Annotated in this window: 16 protein-coding genes and 1 tRNA gene; 11 read left to right on the top strand and 6 right to left on the bottom strand. The window is 61.7% G+C overall.

Annotated elements, in window-relative coordinates; translation table 11 throughout:
- The first annotated feature begins 62 nt into the window (after positions 1–62).
- The 10 genes from ftsH (at position 63) to phoR (ending at position 11,459) form a co-directional block, all read left to right on the top strand.
- Entirely contained in the window at positions 63–1,952 is a 1,890-nt protein-coding gene (gene ftsH / locus ACTJLB_RS20520; RefSeq protein ID WP_006051983.1) for an ATP-dependent zinc metalloprotease FtsH, read from the top strand.
- 98 nt (positions 1,953–2,050) lie between these two features.
- Positions 2,051–2,935, top strand: a complete 885-nt coding sequence (folP, locus tag ACTJLB_RS20515) for a dihydropteroate synthase (RefSeq protein ID WP_440784345.1) — start codon at positions 2,051–2,053, stop codon at positions 2,933–2,935.
- A gap of 27 nt (positions 2,936–2,962) precedes the next feature.
- Positions 2,963–4,321, top strand: coding sequence for a phosphoglucosamine mutase (gene glmM, locus ACTJLB_RS20510; protein WP_440784299.1), 1,359 nt, complete (start codon positions 2,963–2,965; stop codon positions 4,319–4,321).
- 322 nt (positions 4,322–4,643) lie between these two features.
- Positions 4,644–5,675, top strand: coding sequence for a phosphate ABC transporter substrate-binding protein PstS (gene pstS, locus ACTJLB_RS20505; protein WP_020069437.1), 1,032 nt, complete (start codon positions 4,644–4,646; stop codon positions 5,673–5,675).
- Between the two features lie 193 nt (positions 5,676–5,868).
- Positions 5,869–6,870: a phosphate ABC transporter permease PstC gene (pstC, locus tag ACTJLB_RS20500; RefSeq protein WP_027804860.1), complete on the top strand. Its 1,002-nt coding sequence runs from the start codon at positions 5,869–5,871 to the stop codon at positions 6,868–6,870.
- Positions 6,867–7,763 carry a phosphate ABC transporter permease PstA gene (gene pstA / locus ACTJLB_RS20495; protein WP_020069439.1) on the top strand — a complete coding sequence of 299 codons (897 nt, stop codon included), beginning with the start codon at positions 6,867–6,869 and terminating at the stop codon, positions 7,761–7,763. The genes pstC and pstA overlap by 4 nt, the downstream gene beginning before the upstream one ends.
- Positions 7,764–7,780: 17 nt before the next feature.
- Positions 7,781–8,629 carry a phosphate ABC transporter ATP-binding protein PstB gene (gene pstB, locus ACTJLB_RS20490; RefSeq protein ID WP_020069440.1) on the top strand — a complete coding sequence of 283 codons (849 nt, stop codon included), beginning with the start codon at positions 7,781–7,783 and terminating at the stop codon, positions 8,627–8,629.
- A 29-nt stretch (positions 8,630–8,658) separates the two neighbouring features.
- Positions 8,659–9,363 carry a phosphate signaling complex protein PhoU gene (gene phoU, locus ACTJLB_RS20485; protein WP_020069441.1) on the top strand — a complete coding sequence of 235 codons (705 nt, stop codon included), beginning with the start codon at positions 8,659–8,661 and terminating at the stop codon, positions 9,361–9,363.
- A gap of 26 nt (positions 9,364–9,389) precedes the next feature.
- On the top strand, positions 9,390–10,091 hold the full coding sequence (gene phoB, locus ACTJLB_RS20480; protein WP_006051991.1) for a phosphate regulon transcriptional regulator PhoB: 702 nt from the start codon (positions 9,390–9,392) through the stop codon (positions 10,089–10,091).
- 54 nt (positions 10,092–10,145) lie between these two features.
- Complete coding sequence (phoR, locus tag ACTJLB_RS20475; RefSeq protein WP_020069442.1) at positions 10,146–11,459, top strand: phosphate regulon sensor histidine kinase PhoR; 1,314 nt, start codon at positions 10,146–10,148, stop codon at positions 11,457–11,459.
- Between the two features lie 93 nt (positions 11,460–11,552).
- On the opposite strand, the gene ppk1 is transcribed toward phoR, so the two are convergent.
- On the bottom strand, positions 11,553–13,616 hold the full coding sequence (gene ppk1, locus ACTJLB_RS20470; RefSeq protein ID WP_027804861.1) for a polyphosphate kinase 1: 2,064 nt from the start codon (positions 13,614–13,616) through the stop codon (positions 11,553–11,555).
- Positions 13,617–13,818: 202 nt separating this feature from the next.
- Between ppk1 and ppx the strand changes: the two genes are divergently transcribed.
- A complete protein-coding gene (gene ppx / locus ACTJLB_RS20465) occupies positions 13,819–15,444 on the top strand; it encodes an exopolyphosphatase (protein ID WP_020069444.1) in 1,626 nt (541 codons plus the stop codon).
- Between the two features lie 111 nt (positions 15,445–15,555).
- On the opposite strand, the gene ACTJLB_RS20460 is transcribed toward ppx, so the two are convergent.
- The 5 genes from ACTJLB_RS20460 to ACTJLB_RS20440 form a co-directional block, all read right to left on the bottom strand.
- Positions 15,556–16,368 (bottom strand): GNAT family N-acetyltransferase, encoded by an 813-nt coding sequence (locus ACTJLB_RS20460; RefSeq protein ID WP_087754221.1) that lies wholly within the window; start codon positions 16,366–16,368, stop codon positions 15,556–15,558.
- 196 nt (positions 16,369–16,564) lie between these two features.
- A complete protein-coding gene (gene sixA / locus ACTJLB_RS20455) occupies positions 16,565–17,023 on the bottom strand; it encodes a phosphohistidine phosphatase SixA (RefSeq protein ID WP_020069446.1) in 459 nt (152 codons plus the stop codon).
- Positions 17,024–17,278: 255 nt separating this feature from the next.
- A tRNA-Pro gene (locus tag ACTJLB_RS20450) sits at positions 17,279–17,355 on the bottom strand.
- 73 nt (positions 17,356–17,428) lie between these two features.
- Positions 17,429–17,587, bottom strand: coding sequence for a DUF3309 family protein (locus ACTJLB_RS20445; RefSeq protein WP_020069447.1), 159 nt, complete (start codon positions 17,585–17,587; stop codon positions 17,429–17,431).
- Positions 17,588–18,101: 514 nt separating this feature from the next.
- Positions 18,102–18,278 carry a hypothetical protein gene (locus tag ACTJLB_RS20440; RefSeq protein ID WP_020069448.1) on the bottom strand — a complete coding sequence of 59 codons (177 nt, stop codon included), beginning with the start codon at positions 18,276–18,278 and terminating at the stop codon, positions 18,102–18,104.
- Positions 18,279–18,475: the final 197 nt, after the last annotated feature.

Raw genomic sequence — 18,475 nt, 5'->3', positions numbered from 1 at the left:
AGAATGCTTTCGTGGTGCCGCAAGGCAAATGTAGGCGCCCGTCTAAGTGAAGGAGTGGTGCTTTGAACAACAATATGTTTTCGAAAGCAGCAGTGTGGCTGGTTATCGCACTGGTGCTATTTACGGTGTTCAAGCAGTTCGACAAGCCCCGTGTCCAGGAAGGCGTTTCCTATTCGCAGTTCATGGACGACGCGAAGAACGGCAAAGTCAAGAACGTCATTGTCCAGGGGCGGAACCTCACGGTCACTCCAGCAGACGGCCAGAAGTACCAGATCGTGTCGCCCGGCGACATCTGGATGGTCGGCGATCTGATGAAGTATGGCGTTCAGGTAAGCGGCAAGGCTGACGACGAACCTAATGCGCTGGTGTCCGCGCTGTATTACCTCGGGCCGACGATCCTGATCATCGGTTTCTGGTTCTACATGATGCGACAGATGCAGGGGGGCGGGAAAGGCGGCGCGTTCTCGTTCGGCAAGTCTCGTGCGCGTCTGATCGACGAAAACAACAACGCAATCAATTTCACCGACGTCGCAGGTTGCGACGAAGCGAAGGAAGAAGTCTCCGAACTGGTCGACTTCCTGCGCGATCCGCAGAAATTCCAGAAGCTGGGCGGCCGCATTCCCCGTGGCGTACTGCTGGTCGGCCCGCCGGGAACCGGTAAGACGCTGCTCGCGCGCGCCATTGCTGGCGAAGCGAAGGTGCCGTTCTTCAGCATTTCGGGTTCGGACTTCGTCGAAATGTTCGTCGGCGTCGGCGCGGCGCGTGTGCGCGACATGTTCGAGCAGGCGAAAAAGCATGCACCGTGCATCGTGTTCATCGACGAAATCGACGCGGTCGGCCGTCATCGCGGAGCCGGCATGGGCGGCGGTAACGACGAGCGCGAGCAGACCTTGAATCAGATGCTGGTCGAGATGGACGGCTTCGAGGCGAATTCGGGTGTGATCGTGATCGCCGCAACCAACCGTTCGGACGTGCTCGACAAGGCTCTGCTGCGTCCGGGCCGTTTCGACCGCCAGGTCTATGTCGGTCTGCCGGACATTCGTGGTCGCGAACACATCATGAAGGTTCACCTGCGCAAGGTGCCGATTTCGAACGACGTCGACGCAGCGGTGATCGCGCGCGGCACGCCGGGCTTCTCGGGCGCCGATCTGGCGAATCTCGTGAACGAAGCGGCTTTGTTTGCGGCGCGCCGCGGCAAGCGCATCGTCGAAATGACGGACTTCGAAGACGCGAAAGACAAGATCTTCATGGGCCCGGAGCGCAAGTCGGCCGTGATCCGCGAAGAATCGAAGCGTGCCACCGCGTATCACGAGTCGGGTCACGCAGTCATCGCCAAGCTGTTGCCGAAAGCCGATCCGGTGCACAAGGTCACGATCATTCCGCGTGGCCGTGCGTTGGGCGTCACGTGGCAGTTGCCGGAGCATGACAACGAAACGTACTCGAAAGACTACCTGCTCGATCGTCTCGCCATTCTGTTTGGCGGCCGTGTTGCGGAAGAGTTGTTCCTCAACCTGATCAGCACCGGCGCGTCGGACGACTTCAACAAGGCCACGCAAACCGCGCGCGCCATGGTGGCTCGTTTCGGCATGACGGACGCGTTGGGACCGATGGTCTACGTTGACGACGAAAACGACGCAACGCCGTTTGGTCGTGGTTTCACGCGCACCATTTCGGAAGCAACGCAGCAGAAGGTCGACGCCGAAATCCGGCGCGTGCTGGACGAGCAATACAACCTCGCGAAGCGCCTGCTGGACGAAAACCGCGACAAGGTCGAAGCAATGACCGCCGCGTTGATGGAGTGGGAAACGATCGACGCCGATCAGATCAACGACATCATGGCAGGCCGTCCGCCGCGCTCGCCTAAGAGCTCGCCGCCGTCGGCAAGCGACGCTTCGTCGGGCGGCAGCCCCGGCACCGAAGTCAAGCCGGGCAGCGCGACCGCTCCGGCCTGATCGGCTATCAGTAGAAAGTGCGGGCCGGTGTGTTTCACACCGGCCCGTTTTGCATTTATCCGTCATAAGTGATGTAACGCTACGTGGCCACAGTCGCTATTCCTTTTCCCCGTATCCCGGAGCCGTTGCAATGCGGCCGGTTCAAGCTGAGCTTTGAACGCCCGTTGGTCATGGGCATCCTGAACGTCACACCAGATTCCTTTTCCGACGGCGGCCAGTATGCGACGCGCGGCGATGCGTTGCGTCAAGCCGAACGCATGCTGCTTGACGGCGCGGACATCATCGACATCGGCGGCGAATCCACGCGTCCGGGCGCGCCGCCAGTGCCGCTCGACGAAGAGCTAGAACGTGTGATCCCACTTGTCGAGCAACTGCGCGGCGCCAACGTGCCGCTATCCGTCGACACCTATAAGCCCGAAGTCATGCGCCACGCGCTCGCCGCGGGCGCCGATCTGATCAACGACATCTGGGGCTTTCGCATGCCCGGCGCCGTCGACGCGGTCCGCGAAAGCGACTGCGGTCTGTGCGTCATGCATATGCTCGGCGAGCCGCAGAGCATGCAACTGGGTGAACCGGCTTACGGCGACGTCGTCAGCGAAGTCCGGCAGTTTCTGGAAGAACGGGTGGACGCGCTCAGACAGGCGGGCATCGCACGGGATCGCATCAGCGTCGACCCCGGTTTCGGTTTTGGTAAGGCAGTGGTCGAGCATAATTACGCGCTGCTCGCGGCTCTGCCGGATACGGCGCCGCGCGGCGAGCCGCCGTATCCCATTCTTGCGGGAATGTCGCGCAAATCGATGATCGGCGCGGTCACCGGACGGGCGGCGCCGGAGCGCGTCGCCGGCAGCATCGCTGCAGCCGTTTGCGCGGCGGAACGCGGCGCCGCGATTCTCCGCGTGCACGACGTCGCACAAACAGTAGACGCAATGAAAGTCTGGGTAGCCCTGCGCAACGCGGCGAATCACGCCGGCCCGCGCGGTTGAACCCTCAGCCAAGGAGGAACATAAAAGATGGCACGTCGTTATTTCGGCACGGACGGAATTCGGGGAAAGGTCGGTGAAGGGCCCATCACGCCGGAATTTGTATTGCGGCTCGGCTATGCGGCCGGCAAGGTGCTGGTCGGTGCAGACCGTTGGGCACGCACGGGCACGCGGCCAACCGTGCTGATCGGCAAAGACACGCGGGTGTCCGGCTATATGCTCGAGGCTGCGCTCGAAGCCGGTTTTTCCGCAGCAGGCGTCGACGTGATGCTGGCCGGTCCAATGCCTACGCCGGGCATCGCCTATCTGACGCGAGCGTTGCGGCTTGCGGCCGGCGTGGTGATCAGCGCGTCGCACAATCCGTATTACGACAACGGCATCAAATTCTTTTCCGCCGACGGCAACAAGTTGCCCGACGAGGTGGAATCGCAGATCGAAGAGCACCTTGAGCTGCCGCTCGCCTGTGCTGCGTCCGAGCAGCTCGGCAAGGCGCGGCGTCTCGACGACGCCGCCGGCCGCTACATCGAGTTCTGCAAAAGCACGTTTCCCGCGGCGTTCGATTTGCGGGGACTGAAGCTGGTGGTCGACTGCGCGCACGGCGCCGCGTATGACGTCGCGCCGCACGTCTTTCACGAGCTCGGCGCGGAGATCATCCCGATCGGGGTCGCACCGAATGGCTTCAATATCAACGACGGCGTCGGTGCGACCGCGCCGGATGCGCTCGTGCGGGCGGTGCGGGCCAACCACGCCGACCTGGGTATTGCGCTCGACGGAGACGCCGACCGTCTGCAGGTCGTCGACTCGGCAGGGCGCCTGTATAACGGCGACGAACTGCTGTACGTGCTGGTGAAAGATCGTATCGCGACCGACGGCAAGGTCGAAGGCGCGGTCGGCACCTTGATGACCAATATGGCGGTCGAAGTCGCGTTGCAGGCGGCAGGCGTCAAGTTCGTGCGCGCGGCAGTCGGCGACCGCTACGTGCTCGAACAGTTGCGGGAGCACGGCTGGCAGCTTGGCGCTGAAGGGTCGGGCCACATTCTGTCGCTCGACCGCCATTCCACGGGCGACGGCATTGTGTCAGCGCTGCTCGTGCTTGCCGCCATGAAGCGCAGCGACAAGACGCTGGCCGAACTGCTCGACGGCGTCACGCTGTTCCCGCAAAAGCTGATCAATGTGCGGATGAAACCGGACGCCGACTGGAAGAGCAGCGACGCAATCCGGCGCGCCATCGCCAGCGCCGAAGACGCGCTCAATGGCCGCGGACGCGTGCTGATTCGCGCTTCGGGCACCGAGCCGGTGCTGCGGGTCATGGTGGAGGCGGAACATGCCGACGATGCGCTTCGTCATGCCGAATCCATCGCTGCTGCGGTGAAGCAGGCGACGGCTTAAGCGGGCGCCTCAATGCGCGGGCGGGGCCGCCGACGGCCCCCCCCCCGCGCATGCCCGAGTTTCATTGCGGCGAGCCGATGCGCACTCACGCATCGCTAGATCCCACGCTCCACCGCAAACCCTCACCCCATCTTTTTCGCCTAATCTATACAGGCACCGGGCAACGACGCGCCCGCTCCGTGATTTACCCACCACGCCTTTCACCTTCGTAAACCCACTGTCACGTACGTTTCACGGTAAGTCACGTTACTGTCACAAAGAGACCCTAAGCTTCGCGGTGTTCGTCTTACTCGCTCACACCGCTCACACCTTGGAGGTTTCGATGAAATTGATGCAAACCGTGTTCGCTGGCGTCGCTGGCGCGTTCTTCGCGATCGCAGCGCAAGCCGCAGACATCACCGGCGCGGGCAGCACCTTCGCAGCACCGATTTATACGAAGTGGGCCGACGCCTATCAGAAGTCCGGCGGCGGCAAGGTTAATTATCAGGGCATCGGTTCGTCGGGCGGCGTTAAGCAGATCGTTGCCAAGACCGTCGATTTCGCAGGCTCCGACGCTCCGTTGAAGGACGACGAACTCGCCAAGGACGGCCTGTTCCAGTTTCCGACGGTGGTCGGCGGCGTGGTGCCGGTCGTCAACGTACCGGGCGTGAAGCCGGCTGAACTCGTCCTGTCGGGCGAAGTGCTCGGCGACATCTATCTGGGCAAGATCAAGAAGTGGAACGATCCCGCGATCGTTGCACTGAACCCGAAGGTCAAGCTGCCGGACACGGACATCGCCGTGGTTCGCCGCGCCGACGGTTCGGGCACCAGCTTCATCTGGACGAACTACCTGTCGAAGGTCAACACGGAATGGAAGTCGAAGGTCGGTGAAGGCTCGACGGTCAACTGGCCGACGGGTACGGGCGGCAAGGGCAACGACGGCGTCGCCGCATTCGTGCAACGTCTGCCGGGCGCAATCGGCTACGTCGAATGGGCCTACGCCAAGCAGAACCACATGACCTACGTCGCGCTGAAGAATTCGACGGGCACGGTGGTCGAGCCGAAGACGGATACGTTCAAGGCAGCGGCAGCAGGCGCGGACTGGTCGAAATCGTTCTACCAGATCCTGACGAACGAGCCGGGCAAGAACGCATGGCCGATCGTCGGCGCGACGTTCGTGCTGTTGCACACGACGCAGGAAAAGGCACCGCAAGGCACCGAGACGCTGAAGTTCTTCGACTGGGCATTCAAGAACGGCACGCAAGCCGCGAACGATCTCGACTACATTTCGCTGCCGGAATCGGTCGTGTCGGAAATCCGCACGCAGTGGAAGTCGAAGGTCAAGGACGCAGCGGGCAAGCCGCTCGCCGAGTAAGCGTTGCCCCAGAAGAAGTAGCAGGCAACGGCTGTACGTAACACATTGGCCGTCCTCGCGTGAGGACGGCCAATGGCATTAACCGGCACGTCCCGGCGACGTCCCGGCACCCGGCAACATCAGTCGGTACTCACGCATTACCGGCCGCGCGGCATACGTCGCACGGCAACTGGAAAAGGTCCATCAGGCTCTTATGTCCGACATCCAACTCGCGTCAGGCGCTTCGCGGGCGACACCGCCCGGCAGCGCGTCCCAGCAGAAAGCGCCCAGCCGCGCCGGCGACGTGATCTTCGGCGGCCTCGCGCGCCTTGCCGCCATCGTCACGCTGTTGCTGCTCGGCGGCATCATCGTTTCGCTGATCGTCGCGTCCATGCCGTCGATCAAACAATTCGGCCTCGGCTTCCTGTGGAGCGCGCAATGGGATCCGCCGAGCAAGCAGTTCGGCGCACTCGTGCCGATCTACGGCACCATCGCCACATCGATCATTGCACTCATCATCGCGGTGCCCGTCAGCTTCGGCATCGCACTTTTTCTGACGGAACTCTCGCCCGCGTGGCTGCGCCGGCCGCTCGGCATCGCGATCGAACTGCTCGCCGCGATTCCGTCCATCGTCTACGGCATGTGGGGCCTGCTCGTGTTCGCGCCGATCTTCGCGACGTGGTTCGAGAAGCCGCTCGGCGCGGTACTCGGCGGCATTCCGGTGGTCGGCGCGCTGTTTCAGGGCGCGCCCATCGGCATCGGCATTCTGTGCGCGGGAGTGATTCTCGCGATCATGATCATTCCGTACATCGCTTCGGTGATGCGCGACGTGTTCGAAGTCACGCCGGTCCTGCTCAAGGAATCGGCTTACGGCATCGGCTGCACGACGTGGGAAGTAATGTGGAAGATCGTGCTGCCCTTCACGAAGAGCGGTGTGATCGGCGGCGTGATGCTCGGCCTCGGCCGGGCGCTCGGCGAGACCATGGCCGTGACCTTCGTGATCGGCAATACGAATCTGCTCGATAACGTGTCGCTCTTTTCGCCGGGCAACAGCATCACGTCGGCGCTCGCCAACGAATTCGCCGAAGCGGATCCGGGCCTGCATACGTCGGCCCTGATGGAACTCGGCCTCATTCTGTTCGTGATTACATTCATCGTGCTGGCGATTTCCAAGATCATGCTGCTTCGTCTCGAGAAAGGGGAGGGCGCCAAATGAGCCAGTCCACCTTGAACATGCCGGGTTCGAACGACGCAGCCGCGCTCGAAAAAATGCGCGTGCGTCTGCAAGGACGCCGGCGCATGAAGAACGCGATGGCGCTGACGTTGTCGCTCGCCGCGATGGCCTTCGGCCTGCTGTGGCTGATCTGGATTCTCTACACGACGCTGCGCCTCGGTATCGGCGGTTTGTCGATCGAGCTGTTCACGCAGTCCACGCCGCCGCCGAACACGGATGGCGGCGGTCTCGCCAACGCGATCGTCGGCAGCTTGATGCTGGTTGCGCTTGCAACGTTCGTCGGCACGCCGATCGGCATTCTTGCAGGCGTGTATCTCGCGGAATACGGACAGAAAGGCTGGCTCGCGAGCGTCACCCGCTTCATCAACGACATTCTGCTGTCGGCGCCGTCGATCGTGGTCGGTCTGTTCGTCTACGCGCTCGTCGTCGCGAAGATGGGGCACTTCAGCGGCTGGGCCGGCGTATTCGCGCTCGCGCTGCTGCAGATTCCTATCGTGATCCGCACTACCGAGAACATGCTCAAACTGGTGCCGAACGCACTGCGTGAGGCGGCGTTCGCGCTCGGCACGCCGAAGTGGAAGATGGTGTTGTCGATTACGCTGAAGGCGTCCATTGCGGGCATCGTCACCGGCGTGCTGCTCGCCGTCGCGCGTATTGCCGGCGAAACGGCGCCGCTGCTTTTCACCGCGTTGTCGAACCAGTTCTTCTCGGCGGATCTGGGCCAGCCGGTCGCGAACCTGCCGGTCACGATCTACAAGTTTGCGATGAGCCCGTTCGCGCAGTGGCAATCGCTCGCGTGGGCCGGCGTCTTCCTGATCACGCTCGCGGTGTTGGGACTGAACATCCTCGCGCGCACGATCTTCACGAACAAGTAAGGGCGGAGTGTAATCCGATGAATATGGCAGAAACTCAACTCAATCCGATCTCGCGTCCCACTGCGCCCGCCGGTTTCGATCCCGCACAAGGCGGCCAGGAGCCGTCGCCGTCGCGCCCGAAGATCGAGGTCAACGACCTGAACTTCTTCTACGGCAAGTATCACGCGCTGAAGAACATCAATCTGCAGATTCCCGAAGGCAAGGTGACTGCGTTCATCGGCCCGTCGGGTTGCGGCAAGTCGACGTTGCTGCGTACGTTCAACAAGATGTACGCGCTCTATCCGGAGCAACGCGCCGAAGGCGAAATCCTGATGGACGGCGAAAACCTGCTGACCTCGAAGCGCGATATCTCGCTGCTGCGCGCGCGCATCGGCATGGTGTTCCAGAAGCCGACGCCGTTTCCCATGTCGATCTACGACAACATTGCGTTCGGCGTGAAGATGTTCGAAACGCTGCCGCGTTCGGAGATGGACGATCGCGTCGAATGGGCGCTCACGAAGGCCGCGTTGTGGAACGAAGTGAAGGACAAACTCGGCCAGAGCGGCTACGGTTTGTCCGGCGGCCAGCAGCAGCGTTTGTGCATTGCGCGCGGCATCGCGATCCGCCCGGAGGTGTTGTTGCTCGACGAACCGTGCTCGGCGCTCGACCCGATTTCGACGGGCCGTATCGAAGAACTGATCGCCGAACTGAAGAGCGACTACACGGTGGTAATCGTCACGCACAACATGCAACAGGCGGCCCGCTGTTCGGACTACACTGCCTATATGTACCTTGGCGAGCTGATCGAATTCGGCGACACCGAAAAGATCTTCATCAAGCCGGTCCGCAAGGAAACCGAAGACTACATTACGGGCCGCTTCGGCTAATCGGCCGGGCAAAAACAACGGAGTACGACATGTCCGATAAACACCTGTCCAGCCAGTTCGACGCCGACCTGAATCTGGTTTCCTCGAAGGTGCTCGAAATGGGCGGCCTCGTCGAATCGCAGATCGTCAAAGCGATGCAGGCGCTCAACGAGTTCGATCTCGACATCGCCGAGCAAGTGATCGCGGCAGAAGACCGCCTGAACACGATGGAAGTGGAGATCGACGAGGAATGCAGCAACATCATCGCGCGCCGTCAGCCGGCCGCACGTGATTTGCGCTTGCTGATCGCAATCTCCAAGACCATCACGAATCTGGAGCGAGCGGGCGACGAGGCCGAGAAAATCGCCAAGCGCACCAAGCGTCTCATGGAAGACGGCGCATCGCGCACCATCAATATCGCCGAAATCAAATTGTCGGGCGAAATGGCGGTGTCGATTCTGCGCCGCGCGCTCGACGCGTTCGCGCGTCTCGACACGGTCGCCGCTGCGCAGATCGTGCGCGACGATAAAGCGATCGACGAAGAATTCCGCGCGTTCGTGCGTAAGCTGATTTCGTACATGACCGAAGATCCGCGCTCCATTTCGGTGGGCCTTGATTTTCTGTTCATCGCGAAAGCCATCGAGCGGATCGGCGACCATGCGAAGAACATCGCCGAGTTCATCATTTACATCGTGAAGGGTACGGACGTGCGGCACAAGTCGCGCGACGCGCTCGAACGCGAAGCACTCAGTTAATCCAGAGATAAGGACCAGAGGTGCCGATGCCCAGCAGCATTCTCGTCATTGAAGATGAGCCCGCGATTTCCGAACTGATTTCGGTCAATCTTCAACACGCCGGACACTGCCCGATTCGCGCGTACAACGCCGAGCAGGCGCAGAACCTGATCAGCGACGTATTGCCCGACCTCGTCCTGCTCGACTGGATGCTGCCGGGCAAGTCGGGTATTGCGTTCGCGCGCGACCTGCGCAACAACGAGCGTACCAAGCACATTCCGATCATCATGCTGACCGCGCGCGGCGATGAACAGGACAAGGTGCTCGGCCTCGAAATCGGCGCCGACGACTACGTCACCAAGCCGTTTTCCCCGAAAGAATTGATGGCACGCATCAAGGCGGTTTTGCGCCGCCGCGCGCCGCAATTGACCGAAGACGTCGTCGCGATCAATGGGTTGAAGCTCGATCCGGCAACGCATCGTGTCGCGGCGCACGCGGAAGGCAGCGAGATCAAACTCGATCTCGGCCCGACCGAATTCCGTTTGCTGCATTTCTTCATGACGCATCCCGAGCGCGTGCACAGCCGCACGCAACTGCTCGACCAGGTATGGGGCGACCACGTGTTCGTCGAAGAGCGCACGGTGGACGTGCACATCAAGCGTCTGCGCGCGGCCCTCAAGCCGGCCGGCTGCGATGCTATGATCGAGACGGTCCGCGGCAGCGGCTACCGTCTGGCCAAAAGCGCTTGATCGCTTGATCAATGGGTAGCGGCGCGCTCGCCGCTCTCTTCGAACGTTTAGACCATGAACATCATCTGGGCGCGCTCCATCGTTTCGATCGTGCTGCTCGCCATACTGTGCGTGGTGGTCGGCGCATTGGTCAATGTGAAGGCGGCATTGATCCTCGCGGTCGTAATGCTGCTTCTGCAAAGCTTCTTCGGTACCTTCCATAAAGAGCGCTTGTGGCGTTTGCTCGACGCGCCGGTTTACGGCGAAGTGCCGAGTGCGCCCGGCATCTGGGGCGAAATCTATTACCGGTTGCACAAGCTCGCGAAGCGCTGGCATGCACAGGTGCGCCAGGTCGAGCAGCAGCATTCGCGTTTCATTCAGGCAATTCAAGCGTCGCCGAACGGCGTCGCAATGCTCGACGACCACGATCAGATTGAGTGGTGCAACGCCATTTCCGAAGTACATTTCGGGCTCGACGCGAAGCGCGATTTGCGTCAGCACATCACGCATCTGGTGCGTCAGCCGGACTTCGTGCGTTACCTGAACTCGCACCACTACGAAGAAATGCTGATCATGCGCGGCATGGGCGAGAAGCGGCAGAACGTGCTCTCCGTGCAGGTGTTCCCTTATGGCGAGAACCGCAAGCTCGTGCTGTCGCAAGACATCACCGAACTTGAGCGCACCGACGCGATGCGGCGTGACTTCGTCGCCAACGTGTCTCATGAACTGAAGACGCCGCTCACTGTGCTCTCCGGTTTTCTCGAGACGATGCGCGAGTTGCCGTTAGCCGAAACCGAGCGCGCGCGTTATCTGGAGTTGATGGAGCAGCAGGCGTCTCGCATGCGCCATATCGTGAACGATCTACTCGTGCTCGCGAAACTCGAAGGCGATAACAAGCCGCCGAGCGATCAGATGATCGACATGCGCGCCGTATTGCGGCACTTGCGTGACGACGCGGAGAGCCTGTCGAGCGACCATCACAAGATTACATTCGACGCCGACGAGGGGCTCACGGTGACCGGCGTCGAAACCGAGATTCTGAGCGCGCTAGGCAATCTGGTGACCAATGCCATTCGCTATACGCCCGATGGCGGCGCGATCAAGGTCAGCTGGCAGGCGCAAGCCGGCGCTGCCGTGTTCTCCGTGACGGATAGCGGCCTGGGTATTCCGGCTGCCGACATTCCACGGCTAACCGAGCGCTTTTATCGTGTCGACCGCAGCCGCTCGCGCGACACGGGCGGCACGGGCCTCGGACTCGCGATCGTGAAGCATGTGCTGCAACGGCACGATGCGCAACTCGACGTGAAAAGCGAGGAGGGGCGCGGCAGTACTTTTACCGTGAGATTCCCGGTGTACCGCACGACACGGCGGCAACCGGCGCATGCGTGAGAAGCACTCGCTTCAAAGAAAAGCCCGCTAGAAAGCGGGCTTTTTTTATATACGTGGCAGCGTTCACCCGCTCGACGCGGAGTGCGCCGGCCTTCACGGACAGAACTTCGTCAACAGACTCATTTGCGCATTGCGCGAGGACTTGCCGGGACGCCGCCGACGATAGTGTCCATCGCTTTGCATCAGCCACGCAGACTGGTTGTCGCCGAGAAACGCCGACAGGCCTTCTGCGATCACACGCCGTTTGAGCCGCCGATTGTTGATGGGGAACGCGACTTCCACGCGGCGGAAGAAGTTGCGATCCATCCAGTCCGCGCTCGACAGATACACCTGCTCGCGGCCGTCGTCGTAGAAATAGTAGATGCGGTGATGTTCGAGAAAGCGCCCGACAATCGAGCGCACCGTGATGTTTTCCGACAGGCCCGGCACGCCCGGCTGCAACGAACACACACCACGCACGATCAAGTCGATCTTCACGCCCGCCTGCGATGCTTCGTATAACTCTGCGATCACCGTGGGTTCGAGCAGCGCGTTCATCTTCGCGACAATGCGCGCTTTCTTGCCGGCGCGCGCATGCTCCGCTTCGGCGCGAATTGCTTCCACGAGTTTCGGATGCAACGTGAACGGCGACTGCCATAACTCGTGCAGCTTCAGTTCGCCGCCAATGCCGGTCAGTTGCTGAAAAACGTGGTGCACGTCTTCGCAGATTTTCTGATCCGCGGTCATCAGGCCGAAGTCGGTGTAAAGGCGTGCAGTGCGCGGGTGATAATTGCCGGTGCCCAGATGTACGTAGCGCTTGAGCGTCATCTTGCCGCCCACCGTTGCGCGCCGCACGATCAGCATCATCTTTGCGTGGCACTTGTGGCCCACCACGCCGTACACCACATGCGCGCCGACAGCTTCGAGCTGCGAGGCCCAGTTGATGTTCGTCTCTTCGTCAAAACGCGCGAGCAGTTCGACGACCACCGTCACTTCCTTGCCGTTGCGCGCCGCTTGCATGAGCGCGTCCATCAGCGGCGAGTCGGTGCCCGTGCGATAAATCGTCTGCTTGATGGCGACGACGTTTGGATCTTTCGCAGCCTGCAGCAGCAGTTCGAGAACCGGCTGAAAACTTTCGTACGGATGATGCAGCAGCACGTCGCCCTGATCGATCACGTCGAACATGCTCGCTGCGTTGGCAATGGCGGAAGGGATCGCGGGAATGTGCGGCACGAACTTCAGATCGGGCCGATCCACCATCTCCGGCAATTGCATCAGACGCACGAGATTGACGGGGCCGTCCGCGTAATAGCAGTCCTTGTTCGACAGGCCGCTCTCGTCGAGCAGGCGCCGCACGACATGCGCGGGTGTCTCCGCGGATACTTCGAGGCGTACCGCGTTACCAAGGTGCCGCGCGGGAAGTTCGCCCTGTAGCGCGACGCGCAGATTCGTGATTTCGTCTTCGTCGACGAACAGTTCGCTGTTGCGCGTAATGCGAAACTGATTGCAACTTCGCACGACGAGGTTCGGAAACAGCTCGCCGACAAAGCGCTGCAATAGCGAACTCAACAGCACGAAACCATGCGGATAACCCGACAGTGCTTGCGGCATCCGCACGAGGCGCGGCAAGGCGCGCGGCGCCTGCACGATGCCCATCATCGCCTGACGGCCGAACGCGTCCTTGCCCTCGAGTTCGACGACGAAGTTCAGGCTCTTGTTCAGCACACGCGGAAACGGATGCGCCGGATCGAGGCCGATCGGCGTGAGCACGGGCAGGAGTTCGTCGAAGAAGTAGTTGCGCGCCCATTCGGTCTGCGCTTCGCTCCAGGCTTCGGTGCCGTGAAAGTAGATGCCTTCTGCCTCCAGCGCGGTGAACACGGTGTCGTGCAGCATCGTGTACTGCCGATGCACGAGCTTTTGCGCCCGCTCGACCACGAGGTCGTAGACATGCTGCAGCGACATGCCGTCGGGCGACAGCGCACCGGGGTTGTCGCGCATCTGCTCCTGCAGTCCGGCCATGCGGACTTCGAAGAATTCGTCGAGATTGCTACTGGTGATGCAGATGAAGCGCAGGCGTTCGAGCAAAGGGACGGCGGGGTCGGCGGCTTGCGCCAACACACGCTCGTTGAAACCCAGAATGCCCAGCTCGCGATTCAATAAGGGGTAGCGGATGGACATCGGCAGCGAGAATGGAATGTCAGATATGGAGGCAGAAAGACGCTCGGAAATTCTCACAGTATGATGACGTTGTTATGACATTCTCAATGTTATAAATTCTACGCTGTATTCCTCGCCTGTCGTCAATATGACGCAGTCCGTATGGGACCATGGGGCACCCCCATCTCCGCGAGGTGACATCGTGAGCTCCGGTACGCTTAGAATGGCGTCTTTGAACAGCGCGGCCGGCCGCAAGACGAAGGGAACCTCGCGTGACGGTCCCGCCTTGCTCACATCCACCGCTGCCGCGCTCGCGCGCATGGAGTCCGCATACCCGATGGTCAATACCCCACAACTCCTTGCTGCAGTCGACCTTGGTTCGAACAGCTTCCGGCTGATCGTCGGCCGGGTCGAGGAAACCGACGCGGGCAGCCAGATTTATCAGGTCGATGCATTGCGTGAGCCCGTGCGGCTCGCCGCCGGTCTGTCGCGCGACAAGATGCTCGATCGCGCGTCACAGGTGCGCGGCTGGGATGCACTGAAGCGCTTTGGCGAGCGGCTGCGCGACTTTCATCCCGACCACGTTCGCGCGGTCGCGACCAACACATTGCGTATCGCGAAGAATGCGGGCGAATTCCTCGGCGAAGCACAAGCCGCCCTAGGCTTCCCGATCGAGGTGATTGCCGGCCGCGAGGAAGCACGGCTGATTTACGCCGGGGCAGCACACTCCGTGCCCGCGAGCCCGGGCAAGAGGCTCGTGGTCGATATCGGCGGCGGCTCGACTGAGTTCATCATCGGCTCGCACTACACGCCGATCAAGATGGAAAGCCTGTACATCGGCTGCGTGAGCCACAGCCGGGCATTTTTCCCGTCAGGCAACGTCGACGAATACACGATGCGACAGGCCGAGCTTGCAGCAGGCCGCGAAATCCAGATCATTTCGGCCGAATACAAGAAAACCGGCTGGGAGCAGGCAATTGGCTCGTCCGGCACGGCGCGTGCCCTTGCGGAACTCGTCGAGGCAAACGGCTTTAACGATGCAGGCATCACGCACGGCATTTCGCGCGGGGGCCTCGAGCGTTTGAAGCGTGCGCTGATCAAGGCGGAGAACGTCAATCGTCTTAAGCTGGTTGCGTTGAAGGGCGACCGGATCCCGGTGCTGGCGGGCGGCCTCTCGATCATGATCGCGGTGTTCGACGAACTGGGCGTCGATTACGTCGATACGACAGATGGCGCTTTGAGACTCGGCGTGCTCTACGATCTGCTCGGTCGTTCGCAACACGAAGACATGCGCACGGTCACAGTGGAAGGCTTCATGCGCCGCTATGGCGTGGATCGTCCGCAGGCCGGGCGCATCGGCGAGTTGGCGGTGCGCTTTTACGATCAGTTCGCGGAGCCCGACGAAGAACGCCGCCAGGAGAACCGCATGTTTCTCGGCTGGGCGGCGGCGTTGCATGAAATCGGCTTGTCGATCTCGCACAGCGCCTATCACAAGCATTCGGCCTATATCACGAGCAATGCAGACATGCCCGGCTTCTCGCGCACCGACCAGGCGCGGCTTGCCGCGCTCGTGCTCGGTCATGCAGGCAAGCTCGGCAAGCTGTCGCAAACGCGCGAAGTGGAGTGGCCGCTGCTGTTCTGTTTGCGGCTCGCCGCACTGCTATGCCGCCGGCGTGCCGATGTCGGTCTGCCTGGCATCACGGTCGCGCAGGCCAACGGCGGGTATGAGGTGCGTTTGCCTAACGAGTGGGTCGCCAATAATCCGCTTACGGACTACAGCCTGATTCAGGAAGCCGCGGAGTGGGAAAAGGTTGGCATTCCGTATCGAGTGGTCTATACGGACGAGTGACGTGTCGATGTCCGGTTCTGTCAGTACGTAGGCAGAGCAAGCGGCACATGTAGAAAAGCCCGGTTTTTACCGGGCTTTTCTGTTTCTGCTTGCAAGCTCGCTCGAGCGTTGTCAGCGCGGCAATGCATCGCCGAGGAAGTGGCGCGCATAGCGGGCGTTGATGTCCGACAGACGGAACAGCGTCAGAAAGTCGGCGGTATTGAAGTCGGGATCCCATGCCGGTGCGCCGCAAATCTTCGCACCTAGTCGCAGATATCCTTTGACGAGCGGCGGCGGTGCGACATTCGCGCCGGTCTGCAGTTCGTCGACGGGCAGCGGCGTGTGCGGGAATGCGCGATATTCCGGCGCGGTCAGCGCGCTATCGCGCAGCGAGCAATAGAGGTTCGCTGCATAGTGCCCGCCGTCGACCATCGCGACGCTCGCGCAGCCGAGCATCGTCTCGTAGCCGTTGTGCTTCATATAAGCCGCGAGTCCGGCCCACAGCGACATGATGACGGAGCCGCTGCGATAGTCTGCGTGCACACACGAGCGGCCGACTTCGACCATCTTCGCGCGCAGGTGAGTGAGACGCGAGACGTCGAACTCGCTTTCCGCGTATAGACGTCCGATGCGCGCCGCCTGATGCGGCGGCAACGCGCGATAGGTGCCAACCACTTTCAGGGTGTCGAGATCGCGCACCAGCAGGTGATCGCAGTACGAATCGAACGGATCGACGTCGAGGCCTGCAGGGCCGCTCAGGCGAGCGCCCATTTCCTCGGCGAACACGCGGTAACGCAGACGCTGCGCCTCGCGAAGCTCTTCGTCGGTGCGAGCCCACGTGACTCGCAGGCGGTGCTGGGCGGTGACCGTCTCTTCGGCGCGGGGCAGGCGACGCGACTCGAAGATCGAAGCGAGGGGCAGGGTAGGCGTCGGCAGTTCTCGCATTGGGGCGTCCTGGTCGAAAAAAGGATGAGTCTTTTTTCGCCAATGTAGTAACGCCCGGTGACGCTCGCATGGCAAAGCCATGACGATTGGATGACTGTATGAAAGCTGCGGGTGCCGCGTCGCTTGCCGATTGGCGTTCCGTGTCCGCGCCGCGCCGGGCTTGCGGACGTTGGCGGCGCGCCGTTTGCCGCTCGGATCAGACGAGTTCGGGCGTCATCGCTGCGAGCAGCACCGCCTGGTCGTCGCCGTGGCGCTCGCGGCTGGCGATCCACCATAGGCCCGCTTTCTTGAGCGGCCAGCTGGCGTCGCTGTTCGCAAGCAGCTTTGCGGCAACGTGGCCGAGCGTCGGCTGATGACCCACGATCACCACCGTTTCGGCGATGCCCTTCGGCCAGCCGGATGCGGTGAGCACGTCTTGCGCGCTTGCATTCGGCGCCAGCTCGCGCACGACACGGTATTGATCGCTCAACGTCTCCGCGGTCTGGATGGTCCGCACCGCGGGGCTGGCGAGGATCACGGCGTCGTCGGGCAGACGCGTGCGCAGCCACTTGGCGACGTGTTGCGCCTGCTTGCGACCGCGAGTGGTGAGTGCGCGGGCGAGATCCGTGGCGGCGTAGTCCTCGGCTTCGGCGTGACGCCAGAGAATCAGATTCATGCGTGGCTCCTCGAGTCTGGATGCGGGTGTTGCAGTGCTTTGCATGCGGCGCTGCATGGTTCCGAGGCTGGGGCGCGGGCTTGAAGTCCAGCGGGGCAGCTTGCTCCGTCGGCTGAACCGCGCTTCGGTTGCAATTGTTTTAGCAGATCGCGAGCCCGGCCTCGGGCTCATCTGCATTCATTCGGATGCAAAAAGCAAAAACCCGCGAAGCCGGAGGCGACGCGGGTTTTTGTGATGCCGTTGCTGCTTTTTTCGTGGTCGGAGCGAAAGGATTCGAACCTTCGACCCTCTGATCCCAAATCAGATGCGCTACCAGGCTGCGCTACGCTCCGACGAATCCGAGATTCTACGTGGCTTTAGGTGCCAGAGTCAATCGCGAATTGCGTCGAAGCAAAAATAGCCGCGTCATATACGTCCCATGAGCAGCAACACGATGACGATGATCAGCACAACGCCGAGCAGGCCGGTCGGGCGGTAGCCCCAGCCGCTGCTGTACGGCCAGGTCGGCAACGCGCCGATCAGCAGCAGGATGAGCACGATGAGTAGGATGGTTCCGATTGTCATTTGAGTTCTCCCTGTCCGGCTCCGACGAATGCCGGGCCGCATGGTTCGTTGATCCGACGCAAATTGCCCGTCGCGATGAGCGACCTGCAACGTGCGCTGCTTGCAGCCAGCCAATCAGCAATGCGTGTGCCTAAGCTTGTAGTGCCGGCTGCGCCCCACGCGGAACGTTGGGGAGAGGCAATGCTTGACGACGCGGACGAGTCGGAGGTGCAACCAAGGCAGTGGTAAGTCGGCGGGCGAAGGAGAGCGTGACGAGGCCCAGTAGAGCACACAGTGACAAAGCCGGACGGAGAGCAGGCCAGACGAAGGCCAAGGCCCGACACGGAAGGTCAGGATCGGCGCTTGACGGGAAAGGCTCAAGGCGGGACAGATCTGGGCGTGACAGGCTCAGGCGCAACCCGGCCAGCCGTGGCGCCTCAATCGCAACATGAGCAGACCACACACCTCGACCGACACGACAGCGCCCCTCCCGCAATCGCGGGACAACCTGCAATCGAACGAGGCACAAAAACCTTCAGTGCCGGCGGCGCTTCCAGTGCGGCATGTGCACGTGCTGATGAGTCAGCCAGTGATGCAGCATGCCTTCGCCGTGTTCGCGTCGATATGTCTTCGATTCAAAAATCGAAAGTGCGAGCAGCACGGCGAGGCCGATCCCGAGTCCGACCAGACCGGCAACCGATTCAGCGTCCATGGCAGTCTCCTTTGACGTTCTGCTGTGACTTTATAGTAGGTCACGCATCGCGAAACGGCAGACCGGACTGCGCGCGCCGCGTCATGGAACGAGCGTTGCGGGTAGACTCTCGCGCTCCGCAGCTCCGGCGCTCACGCCTTGCGTTCCTTCCCATAAGAGAGACTACCGTCCATGTTCCGTGTTTCGATGATTGCCTT

This window comes from Paraburkholderia sp. 22098 (assembly GCF_052045935.1).
Classification (GTDB): Bacteria; Pseudomonadota; Gammaproteobacteria; order Burkholderiales; family Burkholderiaceae; genus Paraburkholderia; species Paraburkholderia caledonica.
This window is presented reverse-complemented; position numbering and strand designations above follow the sequence as displayed.